The organism is Sphingomonas sp., from assembly GCF_965227385.1.
Lineage (GTDB): Bacteria > Pseudomonadota > Alphaproteobacteria > Sphingomonadales > Sphingomonadaceae > Sphingomonas.
The window spans coordinates 3,923,685-3,949,108 of sequence record NZ_OZ245750.1 but is presented as its reverse complement, the minus strand read 5'-3'; the positions used below and the strand labels follow the sequence as shown (position 1 = coordinate 3,949,108).

At 66.2% G+C, this 25,424-nt stretch carries 44 protein-coding genes; 28 read left to right on the top strand and 16 right to left on the bottom strand.

From position 1 onward, the window contains the following. Positions 1 to 23: 23 nt before the first annotated feature. The 16 genes from ACO05N_RS19585 to ACO05N_RS19510 all read right to left on the bottom strand — a co-directional run bounded on the left by ACO05N_RS19585 (position 24) and on the right by ACO05N_RS19510 (position 9,518). Positions 24 to 611 (bottom strand): CC0125/CC1285 family lipoprotein, encoded by a 588-nt coding sequence (locus ACO05N_RS19585; RefSeq protein WP_422058655.1) that lies wholly within the window; start codon positions 609 to 611, stop codon positions 24 to 26. Positions 612 to 881: 270 nt separating this feature from the next. After that, complete coding sequence (locus ACO05N_RS19580) at positions 882 to 1,109, bottom strand: helix-turn-helix transcriptional regulator (RefSeq protein ID WP_422058654.1); 228 nt, start codon at positions 1,107 to 1,109, stop codon at positions 882 to 884. Continuing rightward, on the bottom strand, positions 1,106 to 1,474 hold the full coding sequence (locus ACO05N_RS19575) for a hypothetical protein (protein WP_422058653.1): 369 nt from the start codon (positions 1,472 to 1,474) through the stop codon (positions 1,106 to 1,108). Before ACO05N_RS19575 ends, ACO05N_RS19580 begins: the two co-directional genes overlap by 4 nt. 241 nt (positions 1,475 to 1,715) lie before the next feature. After that, on the bottom strand, positions 1,716 to 3,491 hold the full coding sequence (locus ACO05N_RS19570; protein ID WP_422058652.1) for a hypothetical protein: 1,776 nt from the start codon (positions 3,489 to 3,491) through the stop codon (positions 1,716 to 1,718). Then, positions 3,413 to 3,895 carry a hypothetical protein gene (locus ACO05N_RS19565; RefSeq protein WP_422058651.1) on the bottom strand — a complete coding sequence of 161 codons (483 nt, stop codon included), beginning with the start codon at positions 3,893 to 3,895 and terminating at the stop codon, positions 3,413 to 3,415. Before ACO05N_RS19565 ends, ACO05N_RS19570 begins: the two co-directional genes overlap by 79 nt. Beyond that, positions 3,892 to 4,248: a hypothetical protein gene (locus ACO05N_RS19560; RefSeq protein ID WP_422058650.1), complete on the bottom strand. Its 357-nt coding sequence runs from the start codon at positions 4,246 to 4,248 to the stop codon at positions 3,892 to 3,894. Before ACO05N_RS19560 ends, ACO05N_RS19565 begins: the two co-directional genes overlap by 4 nt. Then, positions 4,245 to 4,571 carry a hypothetical protein gene (locus ACO05N_RS19555; RefSeq protein WP_422058649.1) on the bottom strand — a complete coding sequence of 109 codons (327 nt, stop codon included), beginning with the start codon at positions 4,569 to 4,571 and terminating at the stop codon, positions 4,245 to 4,247. The genes ACO05N_RS19560 and ACO05N_RS19555 overlap by 4 nt, the downstream gene beginning before the upstream one ends. After that, positions 4,568 to 6,592: a ParB/RepB/Spo0J family partition protein gene (locus tag ACO05N_RS19550; protein ID WP_422058648.1), complete on the bottom strand. Its 2,025-nt coding sequence runs from the start codon at positions 6,590 to 6,592 to the stop codon at positions 4,568 to 4,570. Before ACO05N_RS19550 ends, ACO05N_RS19555 begins: the two co-directional genes overlap by 4 nt. 192 nt (positions 6,593 to 6,784) lie before the next feature. Next, on the bottom strand, positions 6,785 to 7,126 hold the full coding sequence (locus ACO05N_RS19545) for a hypothetical protein (protein WP_422058647.1): 342 nt from the start codon (positions 7,124 to 7,126) through the stop codon (positions 6,785 to 6,787). Positions 7,127 to 7,149: 23 nt separating this feature from the next. Next, positions 7,150 to 7,389, bottom strand: coding sequence for a DUF2312 domain-containing protein (locus ACO05N_RS19540; RefSeq protein WP_422058646.1), 240 nt, complete (start codon positions 7,387 to 7,389; stop codon positions 7,150 to 7,152). After that, on the bottom strand, positions 7,386 to 7,577 hold the full coding sequence (locus ACO05N_RS19535; RefSeq protein WP_422058645.1) for a hypothetical protein: 192 nt from the start codon (positions 7,575 to 7,577) through the stop codon (positions 7,386 to 7,388). Before ACO05N_RS19535 ends, ACO05N_RS19540 begins: the two co-directional genes overlap by 4 nt. Continuing rightward, entirely contained in the window at positions 7,577 to 7,750 is a 174-nt protein-coding gene (locus ACO05N_RS19530) for a hypothetical protein (RefSeq protein ID WP_422058644.1), read from the bottom strand. The genes ACO05N_RS19535 and ACO05N_RS19530 overlap by 1 nt, the downstream gene beginning before the upstream one ends. Further along, the gene (locus ACO05N_RS19525; protein WP_422058643.1) at positions 7,747 to 8,196 is read right to left on the bottom strand and encodes a helix-turn-helix domain-containing protein; all 450 of its coding nucleotides are present in this window, start codon (positions 8,194 to 8,196) and stop codon (positions 7,747 to 7,749) included. Before ACO05N_RS19525 ends, ACO05N_RS19530 begins: the two co-directional genes overlap by 4 nt. A gap of 98 nt (positions 8,197 to 8,294) precedes the next feature. Then, positions 8,295 to 8,780, bottom strand: coding sequence for a hypothetical protein (locus ACO05N_RS19520; protein WP_422058642.1), 486 nt, complete (start codon positions 8,778 to 8,780; stop codon positions 8,295 to 8,297). 313 nt (positions 8,781 to 9,093) lie between these two features. Continuing rightward, positions 9,094 to 9,258 (bottom strand): hypothetical protein, encoded by a 165-nt coding sequence (locus tag ACO05N_RS19515; protein ID WP_422058641.1) that lies wholly within the window; start codon positions 9,256 to 9,258, stop codon positions 9,094 to 9,096. Then, positions 9,255 to 9,518: a DNA-binding protein gene (locus ACO05N_RS19510; RefSeq protein ID WP_422058640.1), complete on the bottom strand. Its 264-nt coding sequence runs from the start codon at positions 9,516 to 9,518 to the stop codon at positions 9,255 to 9,257. The genes ACO05N_RS19515 and ACO05N_RS19510 overlap by 4 nt, the downstream gene beginning before the upstream one ends. A 62-nt stretch (positions 9,519 to 9,580) precedes the next feature. Here ACO05N_RS19510 and ACO05N_RS19505 point away from each other — a divergent pair, with 62 nt between their 5' ends. The 28 genes from ACO05N_RS19505 to ACO05N_RS19370 all read left to right on the top strand — a co-directional run bounded on the left by ACO05N_RS19505 (position 9,581) and on the right by ACO05N_RS19370 (position 25,420). Further along, the gene (locus ACO05N_RS19505; protein ID WP_422058639.1) at positions 9,581 to 9,976 is read left to right on the top strand and encodes a helix-turn-helix domain-containing protein; all 396 of its coding nucleotides are present in this window, start codon (positions 9,581 to 9,583) and stop codon (positions 9,974 to 9,976) included. A 249-nt stretch (positions 9,977 to 10,225) separates the two neighbouring features. Next, positions 10,226 to 10,813, top strand: a complete 588-nt coding sequence (locus ACO05N_RS19500; RefSeq protein ID WP_422058638.1) for a hypothetical protein — start codon at positions 10,226 to 10,228, stop codon at positions 10,811 to 10,813. Then, a complete protein-coding gene (locus tag ACO05N_RS19495; RefSeq protein ID WP_422058637.1) occupies positions 10,810 to 11,223 on the top strand; it encodes a hypothetical protein in 414 nt (137 codons plus the stop codon). The genes ACO05N_RS19500 and ACO05N_RS19495 overlap by 4 nt, the downstream gene beginning before the upstream one ends. Next, positions 11,220 to 11,576: a thermonuclease family protein gene (locus tag ACO05N_RS19490; protein ID WP_422058636.1), complete on the top strand. Its 357-nt coding sequence runs from the start codon at positions 11,220 to 11,222 to the stop codon at positions 11,574 to 11,576. Before ACO05N_RS19495 ends, ACO05N_RS19490 begins: the two co-directional genes overlap by 4 nt. A gap of 11 nt (positions 11,577 to 11,587) precedes the next feature. Beyond that, the gene (locus ACO05N_RS19485; RefSeq protein WP_422058635.1) at positions 11,588 to 12,586 is read left to right on the top strand and encodes a hypothetical protein; all 999 of its coding nucleotides are present in this window, start codon (positions 11,588 to 11,590) and stop codon (positions 12,584 to 12,586) included. Beyond that, positions 12,583 to 13,128 (top strand): hypothetical protein, encoded by a 546-nt coding sequence (locus ACO05N_RS19480; RefSeq protein WP_422058634.1) that lies wholly within the window; start codon positions 12,583 to 12,585, stop codon positions 13,126 to 13,128. The genes ACO05N_RS19485 and ACO05N_RS19480 overlap by 4 nt, the downstream gene beginning before the upstream one ends. A gap of 160 nt (positions 13,129 to 13,288) precedes the next feature. Then, entirely contained in the window at positions 13,289 to 13,699 is a 411-nt protein-coding gene (locus ACO05N_RS19475) for a hypothetical protein (RefSeq protein WP_422058633.1), read from the top strand. Next, entirely contained in the window at positions 13,677 to 14,366 is a 690-nt protein-coding gene (locus ACO05N_RS19470) for a hypothetical protein (protein ID WP_422058632.1), read from the top strand. Before ACO05N_RS19475 ends, ACO05N_RS19470 begins: the two co-directional genes overlap by 23 nt. Positions 14,367 to 14,497: 131 nt before the next feature. After that, positions 14,498 to 14,734 carry a hypothetical protein gene (locus ACO05N_RS19465; protein ID WP_422058631.1) on the top strand — a complete coding sequence of 79 codons (237 nt, stop codon included), beginning with the start codon at positions 14,498 to 14,500 and terminating at the stop codon, positions 14,732 to 14,734. Continuing rightward, complete coding sequence (locus ACO05N_RS19460; RefSeq protein WP_422058630.1) at positions 14,725 to 14,943, top strand: hypothetical protein; 219 nt, start codon at positions 14,725 to 14,727, stop codon at positions 14,941 to 14,943. The genes ACO05N_RS19465 and ACO05N_RS19460 overlap by 10 nt, the downstream gene beginning before the upstream one ends. Continuing rightward, entirely contained in the window at positions 14,940 to 15,446 is a 507-nt protein-coding gene (locus ACO05N_RS19455; RefSeq protein ID WP_422058629.1) for a host-nuclease inhibitor Gam family protein, read from the top strand. The genes ACO05N_RS19460 and ACO05N_RS19455 overlap by 4 nt, the downstream gene beginning before the upstream one ends. A gap of 2 nt (positions 15,447 to 15,448) precedes the next feature. After that, a complete protein-coding gene (locus ACO05N_RS19450; protein WP_422058628.1) occupies positions 15,449 to 15,778 on the top strand; it encodes a hypothetical protein in 330 nt (109 codons plus the stop codon). A gap of 24 nt (positions 15,779 to 15,802) precedes the next feature. Then, positions 15,803 to 15,988 (top strand): hypothetical protein, encoded by a 186-nt coding sequence (locus ACO05N_RS19445; RefSeq protein WP_422058627.1) that lies wholly within the window; start codon positions 15,803 to 15,805, stop codon positions 15,986 to 15,988. Continuing rightward, positions 15,924 to 16,418, top strand: a complete 495-nt coding sequence (locus ACO05N_RS19440) for an HNH endonuclease (protein WP_422058626.1) — start codon at positions 15,924 to 15,926, stop codon at positions 16,416 to 16,418. The genes ACO05N_RS19445 and ACO05N_RS19440 overlap by 65 nt, the downstream gene beginning before the upstream one ends. 93 nt (positions 16,419 to 16,511) lie before the next feature. Beyond that, positions 16,512 to 16,886, top strand: a complete 375-nt coding sequence (locus tag ACO05N_RS19435; RefSeq protein ID WP_422058625.1) for a P27 family phage terminase small subunit — start codon at positions 16,512 to 16,514, stop codon at positions 16,884 to 16,886. Beyond that, positions 16,855 to 18,711: a terminase large subunit gene (locus tag ACO05N_RS19430; protein ID WP_422058624.1), complete on the top strand. Its 1,857-nt coding sequence runs from the start codon at positions 16,855 to 16,857 to the stop codon at positions 18,709 to 18,711. The genes ACO05N_RS19435 and ACO05N_RS19430 overlap by 32 nt, the downstream gene beginning before the upstream one ends. Then, complete coding sequence (locus tag ACO05N_RS19425; RefSeq protein ID WP_422058623.1) at positions 18,708 to 20,105, top strand: phage portal protein; 1,398 nt, start codon at positions 18,708 to 18,710, stop codon at positions 20,103 to 20,105. The genes ACO05N_RS19430 and ACO05N_RS19425 overlap by 4 nt, the downstream gene beginning before the upstream one ends. Then, entirely contained in the window at positions 20,098 to 20,805 is a 708-nt protein-coding gene (locus ACO05N_RS19420; RefSeq protein WP_422058622.1) for a head maturation protease, ClpP-related, read from the top strand. The genes ACO05N_RS19425 and ACO05N_RS19420 overlap by 8 nt, the downstream gene beginning before the upstream one ends. An 85-nt stretch (positions 20,806 to 20,890) precedes the next feature. After that, positions 20,891 to 22,144: a phage major capsid protein gene (locus tag ACO05N_RS19415; RefSeq protein ID WP_422058621.1), complete on the top strand. Its 1,254-nt coding sequence runs from the start codon at positions 20,891 to 20,893 to the stop codon at positions 22,142 to 22,144. Between the two features lie 89 nt (positions 22,145 to 22,233). Next, on the top strand, positions 22,234 to 22,578 hold the full coding sequence (locus tag ACO05N_RS19410) for a hypothetical protein (RefSeq protein WP_422058620.1): 345 nt from the start codon (positions 22,234 to 22,236) through the stop codon (positions 22,576 to 22,578). Further along, positions 22,575 to 22,898 (top strand): head-tail connector protein, encoded by a 324-nt coding sequence (locus ACO05N_RS19405; protein ID WP_422058619.1) that lies wholly within the window; start codon positions 22,575 to 22,577, stop codon positions 22,896 to 22,898. The genes ACO05N_RS19410 and ACO05N_RS19405 overlap by 4 nt, the downstream gene beginning before the upstream one ends. Continuing rightward, positions 22,895 to 23,233 carry a head-tail adaptor protein gene (locus ACO05N_RS19400; protein ID WP_422058618.1) on the top strand — a complete coding sequence of 113 codons (339 nt, stop codon included), beginning with the start codon at positions 22,895 to 22,897 and terminating at the stop codon, positions 23,231 to 23,233. The genes ACO05N_RS19405 and ACO05N_RS19400 overlap by 4 nt, the downstream gene beginning before the upstream one ends. A 12-nt stretch (positions 23,234 to 23,245) precedes the next feature. Continuing rightward, positions 23,246 to 23,479 carry a hypothetical protein gene (locus ACO05N_RS19395; RefSeq protein WP_422058617.1) on the top strand — a complete coding sequence of 78 codons (234 nt, stop codon included), beginning with the start codon at positions 23,246 to 23,248 and terminating at the stop codon, positions 23,477 to 23,479. Continuing rightward, entirely contained in the window at positions 23,457 to 24,026 is a 570-nt protein-coding gene (locus ACO05N_RS19390) for a hypothetical protein (protein ID WP_422058616.1), read from the top strand. The genes ACO05N_RS19395 and ACO05N_RS19390 overlap by 23 nt, the downstream gene beginning before the upstream one ends. Next, positions 24,023 to 24,445: a hypothetical protein gene (locus ACO05N_RS19385; RefSeq protein WP_422058615.1), complete on the top strand. Its 423-nt coding sequence runs from the start codon at positions 24,023 to 24,025 to the stop codon at positions 24,443 to 24,445. The genes ACO05N_RS19390 and ACO05N_RS19385 overlap by 4 nt, the downstream gene beginning before the upstream one ends. Before the next feature lie 20 nt (positions 24,446 to 24,465). Next, entirely contained in the window at positions 24,466 to 24,894 is a 429-nt protein-coding gene (locus ACO05N_RS19380; protein WP_422058614.1) for a phage tail tube protein, read from the top strand. Then, positions 24,891 to 25,280, top strand: a complete 390-nt coding sequence (locus tag ACO05N_RS19375) for a GTA-gp10 family protein (protein ID WP_422058613.1) — start codon at positions 24,891 to 24,893, stop codon at positions 25,278 to 25,280. The genes ACO05N_RS19380 and ACO05N_RS19375 overlap by 4 nt, the downstream gene beginning before the upstream one ends. Positions 25,281 to 25,297: 17 nt before the next feature. Then, positions 25,298 to 25,420: a phage tail assembly chaperone gene (locus tag ACO05N_RS19370; protein WP_422058612.1), complete on the top strand. Its 123-nt coding sequence runs from the start codon at positions 25,298 to 25,300 to the stop codon at positions 25,418 to 25,420. Positions 25,421 to 25,424 lie beyond the last annotated feature (4 nt).

Genomic DNA, 25,424 nt, shown 5'->3' with positions numbered 1-25,424 from the left:
TCCGGGGGGATGATCAGGTCACCTCACCGCGGACGCGGCGGCGCGATCGACGTGCCGAGATTCTCCAGCACCTCGCGGGCGTTGAACGCGCGGACATTGTCGGGCTTGCGGCCCTTGCCGATCACGATCTCGGCGCTGGCTTCATAGCGTTCGACGGTGCGGATATCGATGTCGCGGTCCCAGAAGGGATCGCCGCCCCACGGGTTCCACGTGCGCCAGCCCCAGCGCGGGCCGTAATAGCGCCATGACGGACCCCAGCCACCCCATGGGCCGCCCGCGAACGGGCTGGTGGTGGCATAGGTGCGCGACTTCTTTTCGGTATCGCGGTCGGACAGCACGAAATAATCGCCGCCGCGCTCCACGGTCAGCTGGGCCGCACGGTAGAGCAGGTAACGCTCGACCGTTTCGCGCGACGTCATGCTGTTACCGGCAAAGGTGACGCGGAAGCGATCGGACTCGATCTGCTCGTCCCAGTACCCGGTGCGGTACGTGCCGCTTCCGGTCGCGGGCTGATAGGGCGTCGGGGTGGCGCAGGACGCGAGTACGCTCGCACTGGCCATGGCAAGGGCCACCGCCGCAATGCGCGACCGGCTGGCGGGTTTGGTGGACATCATCTTCCTCCTAAGCATCTCATATTGCGGCGAATCGTGCCGATGCTGCGGTGACAACGTTCAGCACAGGCCAAATGTCCCTATGCTGAACGAAACGACAGAAGACCGCGCGGCGCAAGCGATGCGTCGCGGTTCGGTGTCAATGTCAGGAGGATAACTCGCTGGCTCCCTGAGTACGAACCGAACTGCATCACTAACCCCCTGAAATATCGTAGCTGACTGGATGGAGAGGCTGGCTAATGCCCCCAAAGATGCCCCTTGAGCGGGGCGTCAGCCGTCGTTGATCGCGCGGGCGCGGGTGTGCTTCCACGCGAGATAGTCGCTCTCAAACCACCCGATCCGGTTGCCGCTGAGCTTGCGCTTGGGCGGGAAGTCGCCTGCTCGATGCAGCCGATTAATCGTCGGCTTGGACAGCCCCGAGTCCGCGACCACATCCTTCATGCCGAGGAAGCGGCCGTGCGGTGCGTCGGTCGCCGCGGTGATGGGTTCCTGGTTCATGGCAGCACTCGTTTGCTGGTGGTGAGAAGTGGCGAGCCAGCCGGGATGATGCCGGCGTCGGCGAGCGCGCGGCGGTAAGCGGCGCGCAGGGCGGCTTCGAGCTGGATGCCCAGCGTCGGGAAACGATGGACGAGGTCGCGCTGCGCGAGCGATTCTGCCTGTGCGATGTCCGCATCGGTCGGCGCGATCGGGAAGCGGGACGCGGCCGATCGGGCCCAGCGCGGGGGCACTGCAACGACGGTCGGATCCGCGACGGTCATCCGCACGGTCCGCTCCGAGACGCCATAACCGTCGGCGATATCCTCGACCGTCCATTTGGCGAGCAGCAGGTCGCGCCAGAGACGCTGGTAGAACGGCAGCCTCACCGGAGGGCCTTCCATTCTGCCCATGCCTTGGTGTATTGGGGGCACAGGTCCTTGTCGGGCGCTGGCGACGTCGAGCAGCTGGCGCAGATCGGGCGGTCGCAGGTGCCGTTGCGCTCGCCCGGGGTCTTCCAGTCGCAGAGCAAAGGGGCCGGGGCACCGCACGCGCAGCGGGCCGCGGGCGGCCGGGTTCCGCAGACGATCGCGCGACCGCCGTCGGGGAGCGTGACGTGCTGGCAGGCCATCAATCGTCTGCCTCGACGAGCAGCGGGTGAAGGTGCAGCGCGTGCCCTTCGTCGCGGACGAGATTGGATCCCTTCAGATCCTTGATCCCTTGCCGCCACCAGCCCGAGGTTGGGCTTCTGGACAGGCGGGCGGCGATTTCGGCCGACGTCGAGGGTCCGTTGCGAGCCAGATCGCGCAGAATATCCCCGCCCGGGCCGCGCAGCTTCTCGGCCCATAGCTCGATCAGCTCCGAGGCGGAGCGTATGTGGGCGAGGTCGAATGCATCATCATCGCACAGCTTGTGCGACGCGCCGATCAGATCGCCGCTGCAGTAGACGAGCTGCTGATCGATCAGCAGATTGCGCGCCTTCCGGCTGTCCCCCGAATTTGGTCGGCGGCCGATCGCGAGCAGGATATCGTTCCAGCGAGAGCAGGCGGGCGCGAGAGACTTGAGATATTCGGCCGCATCGATCGCGGTGCGGTTGAGGTTGGTGGGCGCGCCCGCAGGTTCCCGCCTGGCACCATTGCCATCTGCGGGCGCGCCCTCCACCTTCGGCGCGGATTGACGGCCCGGCGCCGGGGTGGATTTCGATTTTGCATCCTGTCGATGCACTTTGGACGGGTTCCCGCTGCTGATTGCGGCGAGCAGTTCTTCCAGCTGCCTGAGTCCGTCCTGGTATCCGTCGCACTCTTCATCGACGCCGCGCAGGTGCGCGAGTTCTTCCGCCTGGTCGGCCACGACCGCCTTCAGCCGCGCGATCTCCGCGTCGCGCTCGACCAGCATCGAGCCGACTTCGCCGCCCTTTCGGTACGCCGCGACCGAGTCGGCCGGGATGGTGTCGTCGGGAAAGCCAGAATTCTGCCTTTCTGGCTCCGGTGCCAGCGCCGCAGCGATCGCGCTGGTGTCGAGCGCGGCGAGCGGGCGCGCCTCGAGCGGCGTTTCGCCGGGTTCAGGGGTGCGCGAGCTGTCAAAGGTGGCGAGAGGCGGCGTGATGGTACGTTCGAGCACGCCCTCGGCGGGCGAATAGATCCAGTGCTCGCCGCAGCCGAGTGCTGCAAGTTGCGCCATCACATCGCGCCGCGCCTCGGGCGTGCCGTGGCCCTTCAGATAGTCGTCGATCGCCTTGCGGTCGGTCGGCGCGATCAGCTGGTGCGCTACGATCGTCTGCGCCTGGCTGATGACCGCCTTGGCGATTTCGGCCGTGCGCTGCGTGATCCAGGTTGGCACGAAGCCCGCCACGCGGCCGCGCTTGGCGATCCAGATCAGATCCTCCCGCAGTGCGAAGCCGATATCGTCGGCGGGGCGCTCGGCCGCGAACTCGTCGGCCTCGTCCATAACCAAGTGGAAGTTGCCGCGCGGCTTGCGCCGCAGTTCGGCGATGAAGTCGCGCATGAAGCGCCGCCAGCCCCGGCTGGTCTCGATCGAGGATAGGTCGACGATCGCCGACACGCGCTGCTCGACGATGATGCGCGCGATCGTCGCCCCCTGATCTTCGGTGATCGCGACATCGCCGTGCGCACCGCCAAAGATGTAGAGCTGTGCCCCGTTCGGCTCCCCCGCTGGATCCGCGCGCATGCCCCACCACACGCCGGTCGGATCGACGATCGCGACGTGGCGGTTCTGAGCCAGAAGCTGATCGACTTCGCCCTTGGCTGTGACGGTCTTGCCGGAGCCGCTAGCGCCGACGATCAGCTTGGAGGTGTCGAGGAGGGCGCTCACGCTACCTGCGCCTCCAGTTCGAAGGGGAGTTGATGCGCGCAGCCGAGATCGCCGCGCACCTGGCAGCGGAAACACGGGTCGCGCGAAACTGCCCGCGGGCGGCGGTCGAGATCGTAGATTGCGATCGGCTGGGGCTTGGGCCGATCAAGCGTGATCGGGTGCTTGACCGTGCTGCAACGGAGCGCCTGGGCGCGGCGGTCGGCCGCTTCAAGCGCTTCGCGATCGGCGGTCCGCGCCAGCGACGCCTGGAAGTTGTTCGATGGGGGCGGTGGGACCGGCTCCCCAGCGAGTAGCGCGCGCACGCGTTCGATCGTGTGAGGCTTGGGGACCGCCGCGCATTCCGTCTGGGTCAGCCATTTGTTGGGATATGGCGACAGCTGCAGCACGAGCCGCGACACGGCGATGCCGGTCTCGGCCGAGCGGGCGCGGATCGCGGCGACGAGGTCGGCGCCGGTGGGCGCGGGAGGCAGAGCGATCATCGGCCGCGCGCCTTATTGATCGCCGCGGCGGCTTGGCGGGCCGCGATCGCCTCCGCTGCTTCGGCCGCGTTGACCAGCCTTTCGGCGATAACCCGTGCTTCGTCCGCTGGCAGATACGCCATGAAGGCGACACCGGTTGCACCACAGCCGCAACCGCATGGCTTGCGGCCGACCGCGAGGACGATGCTGTCGCCGCTCGGCTCGGAGTGCTCGCCGACGAAGGCAAAGGCGGCATGGTGCGTGACGACCGGTCCAATGCCGGGCAGAATGATCGCCAGCGATGGCCGTTCGACTTGCGACATCGATTCGACGGTGCCGCCGAACTCGACACGGGTTGGGCGAGGCGGGGTCATGCGTGCCGCTCCGCTTGGGCTCGGAACGCCGGATCGGCGACCCGGGCCAAGACTTGCGGCTTCGCGGTCACGAGGCCGGAGGCGAACGTCGGGATCAGCTGATCGAAGAACTGATCGGGTGACACCCCCGGTTTGGCGTTCATGATGCAGTGGGCGGCCCAACCCAGCGCCATGCCGCGCGCCAGTTCCATGATCATCATGGCGATCTCGGCCTGATCGAAAACCACACCGCCGACCCGCATTTCGCGGTTGACGAGCTCCTGAACCTTGACCTGCAGCTGCTTGCTGAAGTCGTCGCACATCCGCTGGCGATGCTCGCTCATGCCGCTGCCTCCTCAAGCTCCCCCGCGACCGGCGCGGTGTCTTCGAACTGGAACTGCAGGGCCGGGTGGACCCAGCAGACGCGCTTGAGCGCGCGGGTGACGGGGGCGATCGTCTCGGCCGCTTTCATCCCGAGAAGCTTGCGCCTGGTCGCTTCGTCCAGGTGCGGGTCTGCTAGCTCCTGACGCTTGGCGCGGGGCAGCAGAGCGATGAATGCTTCGGTCGGTTCCCACAGGTCGCGCAGCGCCTCGTCATCCGTGAGGCCCATTTCCCACATCAGATGGTCGTGGATCTTGAGGCGGTAGCCATCGAGGTTCGCGGTTCGGGTCAGCGCGATCGCGGCGACGGCGGCGGCGGCGAGCTCCTTCCATTCGGCGGTTTCGTCGCGGAAGGCAGCGAACGCCTCGACCTCGTCGGCGCTGGCGATCGCGGGATGCGCGCGCAGCTGATCGAGCTGGGCGACCCAATCGCGATGCGCCGGCGTCTCCTGCAGCGCGCTCTGGATCACCGGCATCAGCTGGGCCGGCGGTCCGTCGTCCGACCGGGCAAGGCCGCGCGCGCCGATCGCGCGGTGGTCGCGCTGGGTCAGCTCGCGGCGCAGCAGCCCCCAGATCAGGTAATCGTGGCCGATGCTGCTGCCATATTCGCCGACCAAGGCGGCGCGGAGCATTTCGCGGCGCACGGCACGTACGATCTCGACACCGTCGGCGGTGAGTGCATGCTCAGTCTTTGCGGCGTGCGCGGCCTGTTGCTGGTTGACCGATCCGCGCCCGGCGTCGACCGCGAGTGCGATCGTCGTCGGCGAAGGCGCGCCGATCGGGCCGGCGGAGACGAGCCGTTCCGGCGCCGGTGCCTCGGCCGCGCGCTTCGCGGCGTGACTGGCCCACCACCAGCGCACCTCGAGCTCGCCCGACTGTTCGATCAGCAGCGTGGCGTAGATCTCGCCCTCGGGCAGATCGATCGCGCCGCGCTCCTCGATCGCGCGGATCTCGGCACGGCAATCGGCCAGCTCCACCGCGGCGGCGGTCGCCTGCGGCTCGCCCGCGCGCTCGGCCTGAAACTCCAGCTCGACCAGCTCGTCGCGCAGGAAGGCAAGGCGTTGCGCGTCGGCCGGACTGGTGTGCGTCGCTGGTACCAGCTCAAGATCGCGATCGATGCCGCCGTGCCGCGCCTGCGGATATTCCGGGGCGAAGCGCAGATCGGCGCGACCGGTGCGCCGGCGCAGGACCGCGCGCGCGGCCTCGAGCTTCGCCTCGACCAGCTCGCGCAGCAGCCCGGGTTGCACCACATGCCCGCGATGCTCGGCCGCGTCGGCGAACAGGTCGAGTTCGAACACGCCGCCGGCGGCGCGGAAATTCTCCTCGCCGACAAAGCGCAGCAGCTTCTGATCCTCGCGATCGCCGACCTTCATCAGCAGATGGATCTTCGCGACCGTCCGGTCCCAGCTGGGCAGGTGGCCGAACGCGTCCCACGCCGCGAGCTGCAGCTGGTGATCGGCGGTGGCGGCAAAGGCGCGCGCCTGGTCCTGCGTGATCTTGCCCTCGACATAGGCGGCGAAGATCGGCTCGGCGAGTTCGGCGAGGCGCAGGTGCTGGCGCACCCAGGTGATGCTCTGGCCCGTGACCTCGGCGATCTCTTCGGGCGTCGCACCGCGCCGGGTCGCGCGCCGCAGCCCTTCCATGACCTCCCAGGGCAGCAGGTCGACGTGCAGCAATCCGGCGGCGCTGGAGATCTCGAGCAGCTGCGCCTCGCTCTCGATCTCGCGCACGCTGGCGTCGATCGGCCAGTCGGCCGGGAGGTCGCCGCGGCCGATTAGATTGCGGATCGCGCGGAAACGGCGGCCGCCGTCGAACACGCCGTACTTCTTCGACCCTTTCATCGGGTGGACGGCGAGGGGGAGGATCAGGCCGACGCGCAGGATCGACGCCTCGAGCCCGGCGAGGCTTTCGATCGCGCGGCGATCCTTGCGCACGTTGAACGGCGAGACGTCTAGCTGCGCCGCGGTGAAGGTTCTAACGGACATGGACGGTCTCCGGTGCTGATAGGGCAGGAGGCTGAGGCACGCCGGCGGGGGCTACCGCCGGCGTGCCGTCATCGGACGAGGACTCATCAGGCACGAGCCAGTCCTCGGGGCTCATTTGGAAAAGCGACTTGCCGACGCGCACGTCGGCGAATGGATCGAAGCGCGAACCGGCTGGCGGGGTTGGGCGAGCCATCACCGATCTCCCAGTTGGGCGTCGATCGCCTGAAGATCGGCGATCAGGCTGCGCAGGCCGTCGCGGGACAGGATCGTAACGAGGCCGTCCGGTTCGCCGCTTCCGCCGAACTGGACGAGGGCGACGCCGCCGATCGGCGCAGCGTGGGTCCAAGCGAGGTTGATGCCCCCCACGATCGGCGTGACCGCCTCATGCCCGCTGGGATGCGGGACGATGCACCGATCGGCACCGTTGAGCAGCACGATCGGCCGGGGCATCGGCGCGAAGTCAGCGCGCGACGGGCAAGCGCGATCGCGCGGCCAGATCGGCGTCGAGAGCTGGCGGTCGGCGGAGGCGCTCATGCGGAGGAAAGTGCTGCCCGCCATCATGCCATCCCCAGCGCGGCGCGATAGGTTTCGAGCAGCGCGTCCTGCTCGTCGAGCTGGTGCTTCTCCATCTTCCGCAGGCGGATGATGGTGCGCATGATCTTGGCGTCGAAACCGGTCGCCTTGGCCTCGCCATAGACATCCTTGATATCGTCGCCGATGCCCTTCTTTTCTTCCTCGAGCCGCTCGATGCGCTCGATCAGCAGCCGCAGCTGCTCGGCGGAGATTGAATCGCTCACAGCACCGGCACTCCTGAGAACGCGGAAAGGGTCAGCGCGATCGCCGTGCCGAGGCCGAGCCCGGCGAGGACGCGGATGGCGACGCCGTTCCAGTCCAGGGCGCTGTCGTCATGGCCGCAGCAGCTGCAGTCGATCGGGTGGACCTCAATCGGCCGGCGCGGTTCGTCGCGGTGGTGGGCGTGTCGCATCAGCGCTTGTTCTCCTGTGTCAGCTGCCAGAGCAGCGCGAGGATGATCAGGAAGGCGGCGATCGCGGCGGCGATGATCGCCGCGGCCGCGTGGCCGAGAGCGGCGAGCGGGAGGGCGGCGGCACCGCTCCACGCCGCGGCATGAACCGCGCGGATGGCCCGGCGCGCTTTCATGCCGCGCGGCTTTCGGGCTGAAGGGCGGCGGCGGGGGCATCGGATGGGGCGCAGGCGCTGCACAGGTCGGCCTCGACCCAGTGGCAGCCGATCCAGTGCCCGCCCTGGCTACCGCAATGGCAGGCGTCGAACTCGCTGCAGGCGCAATTGCGGCAAAGACGCGGCGGCTTGCGGCTGAGGTCGCCGGCGGCGATGTCGATCAGGCGGACCAGCACTTCGGGATCGAAGCGGAACGACCCGACATCGGCGGCGCGCATCAGCGATCCGATGACGACGTCGGAAATCGGGGTAAGACCGGCCTCGATCGCGCGCAGCAGATCCGCACGCGCGGCAAGCGGGACGTCCGGATCGGTCCGCACCAGGGCGGCGACCTCGTCGATCGACAGACGCTGTGCCTCGCGCCGCAGGCGCAGATAGGTGCCGGGGGATGGCAGGGTGCTGGTCATCGCGGGTGCGCCGAATTGAGGGTGCAAGAAACCGCCTTCGCTGGCGGACCAGCGAAGCGCGGAGAGGTTTTGCTGTTACAAAGGGGAAGGGGGGACCCTTACGGAGGCTGTTGCTGCTGATCGGGGAGGCGCGGTCCGCGCTTCAGCAGCGGGACGATCCGGGTCAGCTTTTGCAGGAGGGTTTCGGTCGCTTCGGCCGCTTCGCGCCAATCCTTGTCGGTGGCGCCAGGCAGCGCGAGCTCGCCAATTTCGGCATTGGCGTTACCGGCGGAGCGATTGATCTCGATTGCGAGGCGGTGAACCTCGATATTCTCGGCGATCGCCTGGGCGTCGGCGAGCGATGCGACCGCCGCCATGTATTCGCCGAATGGCGAGCCGACGCCGCCAGCCTCGCGATAGGCGCGCTCAAGGATGATCGCGCAACTGACCGGGGTGCTGTCGTCGGTGTCGGGGTTGCCCCAGCGATAGACGGTCGAAGGGTCGCGGCCGACCAGCTGCGCCGCCTGGGCGATGCCACCCGGGAGCGCGGCGGTGATCTGGGCGATCGCGTCGCCCTCGGTCAACGGGAGAACGCGCTTTGTCATTTGGCACCCGCGCGAAAACTGCGCCGCGATTGGCGCTGACCGATGGAGGGCGCAGTGGTAGCGCGAATGCGGGGCGCCGGCGGGTTCGTGACACCGACGCCCCGCACGGTACGCGCTACTCGGCAGGGGGTACTCGCGACGCCGCGGGCGGAGGGAAAGTCGCGCGGCGGTTGACCGGCCTGCCACCGGGCAATGGGGGAGAACGGGGATGCACGGGAGCCTTCGGGGGCGCGCCGCTTGGGCTGCGCGCCCCCTCCGGATGCGGCGGCGCGGGACAGATTGCGCCGCCGGGAGAAAAGGGACGCCGCGGGGATCATGCGAAGATCCATTCTACGGCGTGGAGAAAGATCAGCAGCAGCGTGAGCACGATCGCGATCAGCGAGAACAGAAACGACACCATGCCGAGGCTGGTCGACTGGTCCCGCGCGATCTTGCGGATCCGCGCTTCCTGTTCGGGGGTGAAGGGTGAGCCGGTCATTGGCGAACACCTTCGAGGCGGTCCGCTGTGGGGGTGGCGGCCGCGGAGGGCGGCGGATCCTTGAGACCCAGCGCGACAGCGATCTTGTGCGACTCGCCAAAGCGGCACTGGCGGTTGCCGGTCAGCACCGCCTTGACGGTGCTGTAGGCGAAGCCTTTTTCGCGCGACCAATCGGCGAAGCTGATCCCCTCAGCCTCAAATCGCGCCCGCACCGCGGCAACGCGGCGTTTCATCGGGGAGAGAGACTTGGCGTCAGGCATGTGCAATGTGCTCGTATGTCACCACGAGTCGCTACGTGCACCCATACGCGAAGTTGGTCAATATGATTCCGCGATTGAGTTCATTTTCTGCAAGGCTGCGTGCTGCGCGCAAGGATCTGGGCCTTGATCAGGCAGCGTTCGGCGCGCTTGCCGGCGTGCAGAGAACGGCACAGTCGAACTATGAAAAGGGCGATCGTTCGCCGGATGTCGATTACCTGCTGAGAATCAGTGAGGCTGGCGTCGATATTGTCGAGTTGCTCACGGGAATACCCAGCCAGACACCTGAATTTGAGGCATGGGAGCTGGAAACGCTGGCGCGGCTGCGTGCCATTCCGGCGGAGCAGCGACACGCGATCAACACGATTTTGAGGGCGCTGGTCGGCGAGGCGCAGCCACTGATCAACCTCACGGTTCATTCCGGGCGCACTTCATTTGCGCAAGATGGTGACAAAAGGTGACAGCTTGTTAGGCTGTGCGACATGGCGGACGCGGTCGTTGGGGGATGATGAATGGGTGGTCTGGGCGGGATCGAACACGGCCCAAGGGGCGCGGGGCTTTGGTTGAACCTTGGACGGGTACTCGACGGACTTCGGGTAACGCCCAATATTCCAGTCGGCCGCACTCCAAGTGCTCCCGCCTCTCACGATTTTGAGCCGGTCACGCAGGAGCGAGACGAGTCGTCAGGCTGGTCCGCGTGGATCTGCTACGTGGATGCGAGCGGCGAGGCCTCTGAGCGCCGAATTACATGCAAGCGATTGAGCGGGCACTATGGCGCGGCCGATATCGTCCATGCTTATTGTCACGAACGTCAGCAGCCCCGGAATTTCCGGGTAGATCATATTACAGAACTCGTCTGCGTAGAGACCGGCGAGGTGCTGGAAGCGGCGCCGCACTTCGCGCTGCTGGCCTCGACCGGCGCGTTGACGGTCGAAGACAAGGCGCTGACGAACCTCGCCCGGCTCCTTTGCTTTCTGGCGCGCTGTGACGGCGAATACCACCCGCTCGAGGCAGATGCTTTGCGCGAGCAAATCGAGCGATACGCCCGCTATTTTGGGGGCAACGATCGGACGATCGAAGCTGCGCTAGAGCAATGCGGACGACTCGCGCCGGATGGCAGCGACGTCGTGAAGGCACTTCGGGGATTCACGCGGATGCCCGAGGGGCCGCGTATTTGCCGCTACGTTTTAGACGCCGGTGCGGCCATCATTGACGCTGACCGTCGGCACGCGGCTGAGGAAGTGCAGTGGGCGGTTGAAATTAGCGATGCGCTCAAGCAGGTGGCGGGCCGACGATGAGGCACGCGCTTGCCGCCCTGCTTCTATTGGCCGGATGCTCTGGAGGCGAAGAGATTCCAGACGCCAACCTCGTCAACGAGATCGAATCTCTTCGAAGCGAGCTGATGGACCGAGACGCAGAAATATCCAATCTCAAAGTGGCGCTGAACGAAGAGATTGCTCGGCGCCGAGGATCGGCACCTGAAGCGATTAGCGCGGGAAAACTCGGAAGTGGATCGCGAGACCAACCGACACGTGAGCGCCCCGCGATGTGCTATAAGGACTACTGTCCGTGCGATCCGCCTCAAGGCGGACCGGATCAGATCATCTGTGACCAGCTGGAGGAAGGCATCGACGTCCCGGTCGAGATGCTGATCTCCGGGCGAGGTATGCGTGAAGCGCGCAGACAAATGGCCGAAGGCGACTATTGAGTCTCACCTTCCTCTGCGCCGCCGCGATCGCGGTCGATGGGGATACGCTGCGGTGTGGCGGGATCGGCCGGGTGCGCCTGGCGCGGATCGACGCGCCCGAGCTGCACGGGTGTCCGCCGCGGCGGCGCTGTGCGCCCGGCGATCCGCGCGCGTCGCGCGACAATCTGGCGCGCCTGATCGCGGCCGGGCCGGTGCGATGCCGCGTGGTCGACGCCAATCCGTTCGAGACGGGGTTTCAGCGCACCGATCGGTACGGCCGCCCAGTGGCACGGTGCAGCGTCGGCGGCCACGATCTGGGAGATGCGCAGCTGCGCGGCGGGCATGCAGTGAGGTGGCCGGCACAGGCCGTTTAGTCGGAGGGGACATGGCGAAAGTTCAGCGGACCGTTCAGTATCGATATCTTCATCGCGCGCGGGCCGGGCTTGCGCCTGGCACCGAAACGCTTTCCCAGCTGCTCGCGCGGGGGCTGCGAATGCGACATGGCGAACACGTCATTGGCGAGCGGGCCAAGTTGCGGATCGCCGATCTTGATCAGGCTGGCCAGTTGACGGTCCTGAACGGGATCAAAGGGCTAGACGCCGACTCGTTCCTAGCAGGCGAGCTTCTGCTCTACAGGAAGGGCTTCGATGTCCCCGCGATCAGCGAGGATCTCGATGGTGAGCATAACCGTTTCGAACTCAACCTGTTCAAAACTGACGGGAAGAACAAACCGATCGTGGGCGCGCTCTATTTCGCGGCGATCGGCGATCACTGTGGCATCATCGCATCGCAGTCGGTGACCCCAAGATGGCTCGAGCGCTATCTGACCTGGTTGATGAAAGACAAGAGCGAGCTTCTGGACGTCGAAGACGTGATCGAGCTCAGCAACTTCCTCCCTGTAGCTGACGCGCCCGAGGCAGCAAAGGCGGAAGCCCGGGGTTTCCGAATTCGCGCCGGCGCCGTGAACTCAGCCGGTCAATCGGAGCGGGTCAAGAAGAAGGACGCGAAGGGCGAGGGCGGCACGGTGCTCGAAGTGCTGCGGGTGCTTGGTGTTGGCGATGACGCCATCGAAAGCATTCGCCAAGACATCCCTGACGACGGGAAGCTTGAGGGCGACTTCCAAGTCTATATTCGGCGTGGGCGTAAGCGCGAGGCCGTCTCCAGCAGGACGCTGAACCACGCCCTTCGAAATGTTGATCAGGACGATCTCGATATTGATCGGAAGGGTTCCAAGGCGCGGGGCGGGAAACTCTACCTGGCCGAGCCCGTGCGGGTGACAGAGACGCCGGCGGGTCTCGATCCGAACGAGGCGATAGAACAAATTATCGGCCAGCTGTATAGATGGGGCAACGCAGGCACCATCAACCTCGGTCAGGACCCGTGAAAGCCGCCGCTGTCGGACTATTCTTTGCGATCGCATCGATCTGGTTCCCGCTACCGGCGGTCGAGCCAGCCGCGCGTATCGTCGTGCCGGCGATAGCGCTGCTCGCGACCGGCATCTTTCCCTGCATGACGCTGACGATCGGCGCGATGAAGGGGGACCATCGCTCGCCGCTCCAGGTCGACGAGCTGTATGGGCAACTGAAATTCGTGATGAAGGTTCTCGTGGCGACATTCGCGCTGGCGGCGGCCTTAGCGGCGACGATGGTTGCGATTATCGCCATCGATGCCGGGGCGCACCCAAGATGGTCCGGTGTGGCAACTAGGCTGCTGCTCGCTCTAGCCTGCATCGAACTGGCGCTACTGGGCGGGCGGATTCACGCGGTTGGGCGGGCATTTTTTGCGATCCTCGACATCAACCGCAAACACGCGCTCTTGGTCGCTCGCGCGAAAGTCCAAGGCGAGCGCGACAAGACGATGGATGCTCTTCGAAAGCAGCGCTTCGCGCCTGACGATCCGACCCCGCGGCCTCTGCAAAAGGTGTAGAGCGCGCCCCCTTGCTCAACGTCCGAAACGACGATGGGTATTCGCCACCAGCTCGATGCTCACGCTCCGGCGTTCGGATACACTTGCCGGACCGCCGCCACAATCGCCCCTCGCAAATTCTTGTTTTCCCGCTATGTTCCTTCTTGGGGAGGGCAGCCGCATGGATGCCGCGTTTACTCTCGCGCCGGAGCGGCCGAATTTGAAGGTGAATGCGGTGGCGTTCATCGAGCACAACTTTCTCCTTACCGGGCATGGTTGTGGGCTGCGTCAGCTCGCAACTGCGCTGGGGGGCATCCACGTCGAGAAGGCGCGGCGCTTGGTCAGGCAGTTGGCAAAAGAAGGCCGCATCCTGCGCTTTCCCGGTGTGCCGCGCGGACTGTTGCCGATAGGGGAATTCGAACGCGCGCTTCAGCTGCTGCGTGAGGCCGGATATGTCGTCAATCCCGCCCGCATGGAGATCGCAGCGCCGCCTGTGACGGATTCGCCCCTGCTGGTGCCGATCGCGCTGCACTACATCCCGGACATCGAGTTCGATGTCGGGGTGGATCATGGAAACGACGAAGGCGGCTGACGGCTGTCCGAAAGCGCGGGAGCGCGAGCGGATCGAGCACCTGGTGCTTGGCCGCCCGCGACCGCCGGCGCGCAAGATCGGCCGGGGAAAGTCGGCGCGGAAGGTGCCCCATCAGCTGGACCCCGAGATCGAGCGCGCCGTCGCCTTGCGCGAAACCTTTGGCGGACGACAGGGGACGCCCGAGACATTTGCGCACCTGGTCGCGAGCCTGACGCCAGAGGAGCTGCGGACGGGACGCACTGGCGCGATCGCGCGGCTTCATCATTCGGGCGCGATCGACGAGGTGCAACTTGGATCGGCCGTGGCGATCGCGGCGATCGTCGAGCGGATCATGCGCGACGCCACGATCGGGACCGCAAGCCTCGAGACCCGCGTCGATGTGAGCCGGATTGGCGAGCGTGCCGCATTCGAGACGCTGGCGCAGGTGCGCGCCGAGCGCGCCTATGGCCGATGGCGCGACATGCTGGGCGTGTTCGCGTGTCCCATCATCGAGATCATCGCCCAGGACCGCGGGGTGACTATCGTCGCGCAGCGCTATCGCCTGCATGTGCGCAGGCTTCGCCGCATGCTGATCGACGCTCTGGACCAGTGGCCGCGCATGCTTGCCGAGGCGCGCCGCGACATCGATCAGGCAGACGTGGATCGGGCTCATGCGCGGATAAATTGAGGGTGTGACGCTTTTGCCCCTCCCGAAATGGCCACCTAATCGGCATTTTCGACAGCAGCGATACCTGCGCCCAGCCCGCCTCCGTTACCCCCCGGAGGCGGGCTTTCGCGTTTTCGGAGGTCTCCACCTTCATGCCCAGCCAGCGAGTATCGCATGCGTCGATTGCCGACGCCCTTGATCGCGTCGTTCCCGATTTCGACGCTCTGATCCAGAAGGCGCGGCTGGGCTCCCGACATCCGCTCGAGCTGCACGAGCTCGAAGCAGAGGCGCAGGCGATCGCCGCGGCGATCGTCGCGCCGTTCCGCAAGCCGCAGCCCGCAGGCGGGCGCATCGTCCGCACCGGAAAGGGCGTCTGGGCATGCCCATGATCGATCACGCTTCACTCCGCCGCGACGTCGAGGCGCTGCCCGAGGGCGCATCGGTGCCGCTCGACAAGGCGACGTTGCTCGGCCTCGTTCGTGACCTCGAGCTGGGTGCCACGGCGCGCGCAGTGCTGGCGGGGCGCAGCGAACCGCATGTGGCGCTGGAGATGATCCGTAGAGAGCCATATTCGGCGCTGCAGCAGGTCCGGCCATGATCGAACCTCCAAAGGATCTGGCCGAAGCGACCCGGCTGCTCGAGCGCATCGCGCGTCTCGATGCGCGGATCGTCGCGCGGCACGGAGTGCGGGTCGCGAAGATCGCGCAGATCAACGCGTCGGCCGACAGGCTGCTGGTCCCGGCGCTCGCCCAGCGTGAGCGCCTCGTCGAACGGCTGAAGCCATGGTGGAACAGTGACGAGGCGAAGGCCGCGCGCAAGACCGCCAAGTCGATAGTGCTGGGCGGATGCAAGATCGGCACGCGGGAATCGGCGGCGTCGCTGACCTATGAAGGCGCGGCGGAGGATTTCGGCCTGGCGCAGCTGCAGGCGGAGAAGTGGGCCAAACCGCTCATCACGGTGAGCTATTCGGTCGACAAGACCAAGACTCGCGAGGCGTTGAGCAGCAAGCGCGGCGATGCGCTGAAGGCGATGGGCTTTGGCGAGAGGCAGGCGACGGTGTTTTTCGTGAGCAGCGTGAAGCTGCCAACGCTGGGGCGGTGACTGTGAGCGCGGTGCAAGCCTGCGACCGGCTGTGGCGAGCGCTGGAGCGATCGGCGGTGGCCGCGGGCCTGACCGTCACCTTGGCGGCGCAGGCGGCACGGCCCTGGTCGTCGCCGACCTTTACCGGCGGCAAGCATCAGCTGGTGCTGGTGGCCGATGCGGGCGACGGGCTATCGGCGTGGGCGGGGGCGCTGGACGCGGATGCGTTCGAGCTACCCGGGCACATGATCTCCGAACTCAAGGCCAGCGATATCTACACGCTGGCCGGGCGCGCCGAGTTGACCATCGATGCGGTCACTGTCGAGCGCGCCTGGCTGCCCGAGAAACCTTGAGCTTCGACGAGCAAGGATGCCCACATGATGATGACGTTGCAGCGCCTCGATGCGCTGAAGAAGCGTGCGGATAACGCTCCGGCTTCGATGCAGCCGGCCCTGATGGTCGAGTTCGGCGTTGCGGTGGCGCGCAGGAAGCGCGAGCGTGGGCCGAACAAGCTGGCTCGCCGCCTGCGGCGTGGGTTCAGCCTTGGCCGCGGCACCTATTGAGCGCAAGCGCGGCCGCGCAGGGCAGGCGCAGCGCCAGCGCAGGCTGAAGCGCACGAATGGCCTTTGCGAGCGATGCTTGGGCATCAACCGCTGGGCCGGTCGGACGCCGACCAACACGCGGCTGGCTGAACGGGTCAACCATATCGTCCCCTTGGCCCATGGTGGCAGTGATGAGGACGACAACACCGAGAACCTGTGTCGCCCTTGCGACATCGAGGTGACCGCCGATCAGTTCGGGTTCGACCAGGCCGAGGGCCGCGGTCGCATCGATCAGGCAGGGCGCCCGACGCACCCCGACCATCCCTGGGCGGGCGTGAGGCCCCCCGGGGGGTCAAAAGTCGGTGCGCCCACCCCCCGGACACCGCGCAGTGCAGCCGTGTGCAATATCGGGGTTTTGAAACCAAAAAGTTCGGTCGACCGGGAGGGCTGATCGGCGATGGTGAAAGCGAAGCCGGCGGCAAAGCGACGGAGGGCCCCGGCCAAACCGAAGCGGATGGATGGCGAGCCCGATTGGGAGCGCCTTTTGCCAGACGCGGCGGAGCGGATCGCGGCGAGCGCACATTGGCAGCGGATTGTCGGCGAGATGCGCGATCGGGAGACGTTCGCGGATTCCAACAGTCACTCAGTCCAGCGCCTGGTGCTCGCATATCTGGTCTATGATCGCTGCTCGCTGAGCGTCGCGACCGACGGCCTGGTCACCGAGCCGGCAAAGGACAACCCTAAGGCGATCGCGCGCCTCTCCATCTACTATCAGGCGATGCGGGAGGCCGAAAAGACGACCGAACGGCTCGAGCAGCAGCTCGGGCTGACGCCCGGGCGGCGCGCGAAGGTCGGGAAGGTGACGAAGAAGCGGGAGCGCAGCGCCGGTGCCGACGCGTTCCTCGGCCCGAAGGGCTAGCCCAAGCGATCCCACCACGGCCTGGGCCGAGGCGGCGGTGCGGGGCGATTTCATTGTCGGCGACCTGGTTCGCCACGCGGCGGAGCGGCATCTGCGCGATCTGCGCGACGCGGAGCGGCGAGGCTATTTCTGGCGGCCGGAGCTGGCCCAGCGCGCGCTGGACTTCTTTCCGTCGCTGTTCACGATCACGGACGGGCCAGCTGAAGGCCAGCCCTTCCGCCTGATCCCGTATCAGGTGTTCATCGTCGGCTCGCTGATGGGCTGGGTGAATGCCACGGGGCGCTGGCGGTTTCGCACCGCCTATGTCGAGACGGGCAAGGGGCAAGCCAAGTCGCCGATGATGGCGGGGCTTGGCCTATATGCCATGGGCTGGTGCGGGTTTCGCCGGTCGCAGATCTACTCGATCGCGGCGAACAAGCAGACGTCGATGGTCCTATTCAAGGACGCGACGGCGATGTGTCGCGCACCGGTGCCAGGTTACGACGAGCACGAGACGCTCGAATCCATGGGCCACGTCGTGATCCGCGGCGAAGGTGACAACGCCGGCAAGATCGAGCACCCCGGCTCGCAGTCGTTCTTCCTTCCGCTCGCGGACGGAAAGCAGCAGTCGGGACCTCGTCCGCGCATGGTGCTCGCGGACGAGATCCACGAGTTTTCGTCGATCGACCAGATCGAGATCTGGCAGGCGGCGATCGACAAGATCGCTGGCAGTGCGATGATGGTGCTGGGGAGCAACACCCCGGCGGTTTCGCAGCACGTCGGCACCGAGATTTCCGACACCGCGCAGGCGGTGGCGAAAGGCGAGGTCAAGAGCGACACCGCCTTCGGTTTCGTGGCGCGCACCGACAAGCGCGATCACGAGACCATCTTCGAGAATGAGGCGGCCTGGGGGAAGTCGCTTCCGGCGCTGGGCGTCACCTATCCGGTGACCAACATCCGGGAGGCGGTGCAGGAGGCCAAGACCCGGCTGTCGAAGGCTGCATCGGTCAAGCGGCTGTACTTCGGCATTCCCGCCGGCGCGGCGGATTTCTGGATCGCCGAGGAGAAGTGGGCGAAGGTGCTCGGCCCGGTCGACGACGCAACGATGGTGGCACTCAAGGGCTGCAAATGCTGGCTCAGCCTCGATCTGTCGAAGAAGAACGACCTTACGGCGCTGACCGCGACGTGGATCGATGGCGCGGGCATCCTGTGGCAAAAGACCTGGTACTGGACGACGGCCGACGGGCTCGCCGATCGGGCGGTCGCCGATAAGGCCCCTTATGAGAAATGGGTTGAGCAGGGCTGGCTGACGCCGGTTCCTGGGGCGACGATCGACAAGGCGTTCATCGCAGCGCAGGTCGCCAAGATCTGTGCCGAGCATGATGTCCAGGAGCTGGTGTTCGACATCGCGCAGATGGCGGACTTCCTGACCGCCTGCGAAGAAATCGGGTTCGACGTCTGGCAATATGAGGGGCCGGACAAGCCAGCGGGCAGCGGCCTGAAGCTGGTGAAGCATGCGCAGGGCACGCGCGTGGTATTCGAGGATCGGCAATACTGCATGCCGCGCTCGATCGAGCGGTTCGAGGATCGGATCCTGAAGGAGACGATCGTCATCGACGAATCCCCCGTCACCTACATGTGCGCGTCCAACGCCGCGCTGATCGAGGACGGTATGAAGAACCGGGCTTTCGACAAGAAGCGCTCGCGCGGGCGCATCGACGGGATCGTCACCAGCGCCATGGGTGCCGGAGCGGCGGACAACGTGCCGCTCGAGGCGGACAATTACGAAGGCAGTTTCGTCGTCGATCTTGACGACGTGGACGAGGAAGAGGCGGAGGACGAATGAGCGTATCCGCCTATCGATTGTCGGCGCGCGCGGCGGAGGCCGAGGCGCGCTGGTCAGCGCCTAGCGCCGGGTTGGGCCATAATGGCGGACCCGTGCTGAATGCGACAGACAGCGTGCCGGTGATCGCCGGCGATGCCGACATGATGGAGTGGTTCGGGAGCGGCCAGCGCGTCGCCGGGGTCAATGTGACACCGGAGACGGCGATGCGCTCCTCGGCCGTCTGGCGATGCGTGACGCTGATCAGCGGGACCAATATGTCCGCTCCCCTGGGCGTGTACGAGCGGCTCCCCGGCAATGGCCGACGCTATGTCGAGGACCACGACTTCAACCGTTTCCTGCAGATCGAGCCCAACGAGGAGATGTCCGGGCCCGAGATGATCGAACTTGCCAGCATGGCGATCCTGCTGCGCGGCAACGGCTATGCGCTGATGCGGCAATCCCGCAATGGGCGCATGACGTCGATGGACTATTATCACCCCGCGCGGGTGATGCCGTTCCGATCGGCCGATCGCAGCGTCTGGTACCGGTTCACTAACGACGATGGTTCGACCGAGGATCATCACAGCTCCTACGTGATCCATTTCCGCGGCCCAGGGCGCGACGCGAACGGCATCCAGGCACTCGGCCCGATTTCGCAGCATGCGCAGGCGATCGGCATCAACCTCGCCACCCGGGAATACACCTCGGGGCAGTTCGAGCGCGGGCTGATGACCGGCGATTATTTCCAGTTTCCCGCCGGGCAGACGATCTCGAAAGATCAGCGGGCCGCGTTCAAGGCGTATCTGCTGAAGCGCGCGCAGGGCGTCGCCAATGCGCATAATCCGCTGCTGCTCGAGAATGGCGGCGAGTGGAAGCGGGTCGCGGTCACTGCAAAGGACGCCCAGCTGCTCGAGCTGCTCCAGTATTCGGTCGTCGACGTCGCGCGGATCTTTGGCACGCCGCCGCACATGATCGGCGAGACCAGCGCTGCCACCAGCTGGGGCACCGGAATCGAGCAGATGACGATGGGCTTCCGGCTCTACACCGTGATGCCGCATCTGCGCCGCTTCGCGAAGGAGCTGTCACGCAAGCTATTCCCGGTAGTCGGCGCGAAGGTGCCGAAGCTGTTCATCGACTTCGATCCCGACGCGCTCGACGTCGGCGATCTCAAGAGCCAAGGCGATTATTTCGGAAAGGCGCTGGGCGGCAACCAGATCCCGGGCTGGATGAGCCAGGACGAGGTGCGGCGGAAGAAAAACCTCCAGCCGCTGAACACCGAGGAATCGCGGAAGGTCTATTTCCCGGTCCCTGGTGCTGTGGCGGTGCCCGGCGGCGCAGCCGATGACGTCGACGAGGATCCCGAGGGCGATCCTGCGCCGGCACCAGCAGAGAAGGACGAAAACGACGATGCGTAAGCTGTTCGACCTGGCCCAGGCCAATGCCGGGAAGGGTGCGGGGATCCGTTCGGAGGTCGATGGCGATACTGCCACGGTCTATGTCTATGACATGATCGACGCGTGGTGGGGCGTTTCGGCCGCCGACTTCGCGAAGACGCTGGCGGGTATCACAGCGCCGAACGTGGTGCTGCGCATCAACTCGCCGGGCGGTGATGTGTTCGAAGCGCGCGCAATGATGACGGCGATCGCCGAGCACCCGGCGACGTTCACCGCCAAGATCGACGGCCTCGCCGCGTCGGCCGCGACCGCGCTGACGCTGGCCTGCGATAGCGTCGAGATTGCCGACGGCGGCTTCTACATGATCCATCAGGCGTGGACGTTCGCGATGGGCAACGCCGACGACCTAACCGCCACAGCCAAGCTCCTGACCAAGATCGATGACGTGCTGGTCGAGGGGTATGTGGAGAAAAGCGGCAAGGATGCCGACGAAGTCCGCAACCTGATGAAGGTCGAGAGCTGGTTCAACGCGCAGGAGGCAGTGGATGCTGGCTTCGCCGACGCGATCATGGCCACGAACGCGAGCAAGGCCAAGGCCAGCGCCTTCAACATCGCCGCTTACCAGAACGCGCCCAAGGCGCTGATCGAACCGACGCCGGATGCGGAGGAGGTGCGCCAGCGCATGCTCGCCCGCTGCGGCCTCTACGAACGGACGGCCTGACCGCCGACGAAACCGGCGCCGGTCCCACCGGACGCCTGCCTGAAGCCCCGCCCTCCAGCGGGGCTTTTTTATTGGAGAAGACCCCATGCCGAACATCAAGGCGCTCCGGGACCAGCGTGCCACGAAGGCGAAGGAAGCCCGCAACCTGCTCGACACCAACACCGGCGACAAATGGTCGAAGGACATCGAGAACCAGGTCGACGCGATCTACGAGGAGATCGACCGCATCGATGCGCAGATTGCGCGCGCCGAAAAGCAGGCCAAGATCGATGGCGACGCGGCCGCGCAGGAAGGCGCGAACGAAGGCCGTGAGCGTCTGCTCAATGGTCTGCCGCCCGAGCAGCGCGAGCGCGCAGAGCGCTACTCCAACGCCTTCCGCAGCTTCATCCTCAACGGTGAGCGCGGCATGACCAATGAGGAGGTCCTCGCGCTGCGCGAAGGCCCGATCCAGAATGCGCAGTCCACCGGCACCCCCAGCGAGGGCGGGTATCTGGTCCCGACGGGCTGGGGTGGCCAGCTGCTCGAGGCGCTGAAGGCATTCGGCGGCATGCGCAACGTCGCGAACGTGATCTCCACTGCCGGCGGCAACCCGCTGCCCTGGCCGACGGTCGATGAATCCGCCGTCGAAGGCGAGATCGTCGCAGAAAACGCGGCCGCGTCCGATGGCGACGCCGCGTTCGGCACCATCCAGATCGGCGCCTACAAATACAGCTCGAAGGTGTTCACGATTCCGTTCGAGCTGCTGCAGGACGCGGGCCCCGGCATCGATGTCGAAGCGTTTGTCCGTCGCGCTGCGGCGCAGCGCATTGCGCGGATCACCAACAAGCACTTTACCACTGGGACCGGCTCGGGTCAGCCGCAGGGTATCGTCACTGCGGCCGCTTCGGGCAAGGTCGGTACCACCGGCCAGACCCTTACCGTAACTCATGACGACCTCGTCGATCTCGAGCATTCGGTGGATCCGGCATATCGCGAGTTGCCGACGGTCGGCTTCATGTTCCACGACACGACGTTGCGGAACCTGAAGAAGCTGAAGGACGGAGAGAACCGTCCGCTGTGGCAGCCGGGGATTTCGGTGAAGGAGCCGGACGTGCTGCTCGGCTATCGCTACACCATCAACCAGTCCATGCCGGTAATGGCGGCGAACGCGAAGTCGATCCTGTTCGGGGATCTGCATTCGTACATGATCCGCGACATCATGCAGGTGACGCTGTTCCGCTTCGACGATAGCGCCTTCATCAAGAAGGGGCAGATCGGCTTCCTCGCCTGGTCGCGGCACGATGGAAAGCTCGTCACCGCCGGTTCGCCGGTCAAATACTACCAGAACTCGGCGACCTGATCGCCCGACCAGCATTCGGGGGCGGCGTCTCGCCGCTCCCGTTTTCGCGAGCGCCGTCCGCGGCGTTCCCGAAAGCGAAGGAGAAGGTCATGACCAAGCGTACCCCGACGCCGGCGGCAAGCGCCCCGGCAACCGCCGCGGCGCCCGCCGCAGAGACCCCAGCGGCGCCGATCGCGGCCGAGCAGGCGGTTGAACCCCCTGCGCCCACCGAGCAGCCCGCCGCACCTCCCGCGGCTGAGGAGAAGGCGGAAGAGCCCGCCAGCGCAGGAGACGAGCGGAGCGTCGAACGGATCCACGCTCGCGTGCTGGTCGCCTTTGACGGGCACGAGCCGAACGACGTCGTCGAACTGACCGAGGACGAGCTGATCGCCCATGGCGAGCAGGTCGACCCGTCGCCGGCTGCGGTTGAATACGCGCGGAGCCTGCAGGCGTGAGCGAACCTGTCGGGATCGAGGACATCAAGGTCCACCTGCACCTCGATCCCGACGACACGACTGACGACGCCTATCTGACCTCGCTATTGCTGGCTGCGCGCCGCGCGATCGAGATCAAGACGGGGCAGACCATCGTCGCTGACGAGCCTTCGCTCGCGGGCGCCGATCTAGAAATGGCCAAGCACGCGATCCGCTTGATCGTCGGCACCTGGTTCAGCAGTCGCGAGCACATCGCGAGCGAGGCAACCGCGCCGCGCGAGATCCCGGGCACCCTGACCTGGCTCATCGAGCCCCTGATGAAATGGGACGACGGAGAATGAGGCCGGGCAAGCTTCGCCACCGCGTCGATCTGCTTCAACCGACCCGCGAGAAGGACGGGAAGGGCGGTTACACCGCGGGTTTCGCCGAGATCGCGACCGGCGTGCGCGCCTTTGTCGAGGCGCTGGACGGCCGCGAGGCGATGGTCGGGCAGGTCATGGAAGGCATTTCCAGCTATCGCATCTGGATCCGCTGGCGGGGCGACGTCGGCGCAAAGTGGCAGGTGAAGTACGGCGCGATCGACCTGAACGTGACCGCACCGCCCTCCAACCCCGACGGACGCCGCGAGTGGCTGCTGATTTCCGCCAGCTCCGGCGCGGCACTCAAGACCGCCTGACGCGAGGATCAAATGAAGCGACCGAGACGATCCGCCCCGCCAGCTCAGCCGGTAGATGGCGCCGACGTTCTGCCAGAGCTGGCGATCGATGCCGACGGCATGGCCACGGTGCGAACGCGCTGCGCGATCCCCGGTGCCGCTGCGCGCGCGCGATACCGCTGTTCGCCTGAGGAAGCGACGCGGCTGATCCGTTCGGACATCGCCTTTCAGCCTGCAGGCGACGATGAGCCGACAGTCGCGGGTTGATGGCCTAAGCGGCGCGATCGCGCTGCTCGATCAGTCCATCCCCGAGGCCGCGCGCGACGAGCTCGCCGTCGAAATGGGCATCCTCGGCCGCGAGGTGCTCGCTGCGCAGCGGGCCGATGTAGCGCGGGATACCGGCTCGACCGCGCAGGCATTGACGCTGCAGCTGCTGGTCGAGCGGCTGAAGGTGCGGATCGGTCTGATCCGTGGATCCAGCTCGCGGGGCAGCAGGAACAATTTCGTCGGCCGTCTGATCGAGTTCGGCCGGAAGGCGCAAACGGTGCTCGTCACACGGCGCGTCAAGCGGCGGCGCATCCGGGGCAACGGCACAGAAAGCGCGCGCAGGGTGGAATATCTTGGTGCAAAGAAGCGGCGACGTCCGCGATCGAGCCCGAACGCAGGCAGCTTCGTCGGGGACCCGTACAAGCTGCGGGTCCGCGCGAAGGGTGCGCGTCCATTCATCGCGCAGCCTGAGTTGCAGGGCGCGGCCGAGCTTCAGCTGGCGGACTATTGGGCGAAGGTTTTGACGCGCACGGGAGCAGGTGGATGACTGAGCCCGTCGATCTTGTCTCCGCAGCATCGGATGGGTTCATCGCGCTCTTGGACGCCGCGATCGGGCCGGAGATCGCAGAGGTCACCACCAATCCGACCCCGATCGATCCGAGCGACACCAGCGACCGGCGCTTCGTCATCATCGGCGAAATCGATAGCTCGAGCGAGGGCGGCAAGGGCGAGCAGGCCGAGCTGCTGAGTGTGCAGGTCATCGTGGTTTACCGCGGGACGCAGCGGTCTGCGCTGCATGCGCTGATGCACCAGGTGCGTGTCGCGCTGGATGGGAATGTGCCCGACGTCGCTGGCGTCGAGTTCGGGGCAATCGAGTGGCGCGGCGCGGCATCCAGCCCTGCAGGCGCGGACGGCATCACCCATGCCGGCATCATCGAATTCGAAGTTTTCGGAGAACCGGCCTGAGCGCCGAGAAGGAGTGAATTATGGCTACCAAGCACGGCAAGGACTCGCGTCTCCACATCGGCGACGGCACCACCCCGACCGAGGCGTTCGATATCATCGGTGGGGAGACGAGCTGGGAATACAGCTCGGCCGCCCAGGAGCTGGACGAAAGCTCGAAGGACGATGGTGACATTGCGGCATTCAGCTTCGGCCAGCGCAAGATCACGATCAAGGTGAGCGGCATCACGAAGCTGCCCGACGACGGCCTCGCCCGCGCGATCACCGTATCCAAGTCGGCGACGAAGAAGGTCAACGTCAAGCTGCTGGAGGGCGCTGTGGTGCTCTATGCCGGCGAAGTCGCGATCGGGAACGTCAATGTCACCGGCCCCAAGGATGGGCCGCGCACCTGGTCGTTCGACATGGTCGCCAGCGCCGTGCCAACCACCGATAACATGGCGGCGGTCGCGTGAGCGATCACCCCGCTAACGCGGCGCGTGGCGAGCACGAGCTGAAGCTCGGTAAGACATGCTACGTGCTGCGCCCTTCCTATGCCGCGATCAGTGCGGCTGAGGCGAAGACCGGCCACTCGCTCATGGCGCTGCTGCGCCTGGCGGATGCGTCGGACCTGTCGCTCGCCCACCTCGGCGTCGTCGTCGCGGAGCTGATCCGCGCCGGCGCTGGCAAGGGCGACGATCTGACCGCCGGCGTCAATGCCGAGCGAATCGCCGAGCTGATCTTCGAGGAGGGGATGCCGCACGTCATGGCGCGCGTCACGATCTGTCTTCTCGATGCCGCGTCGGGAGGGCGAACCGCCACGGGGGAAATGAAGCCGGTAGCGGAGATGGCGATCAGCTGATCCCCTACCGGCAACTGATGGGCGTCGTGCTGGACGCCTTTCACTGGTCGGTCGACCAATTCTGGAATGCCACCCCACACGAGCTGTGGGCGATGGTCGAAGCACGGCAAGAGGCGGTCAAGGCCGTCCGCGCCGGATAATCTG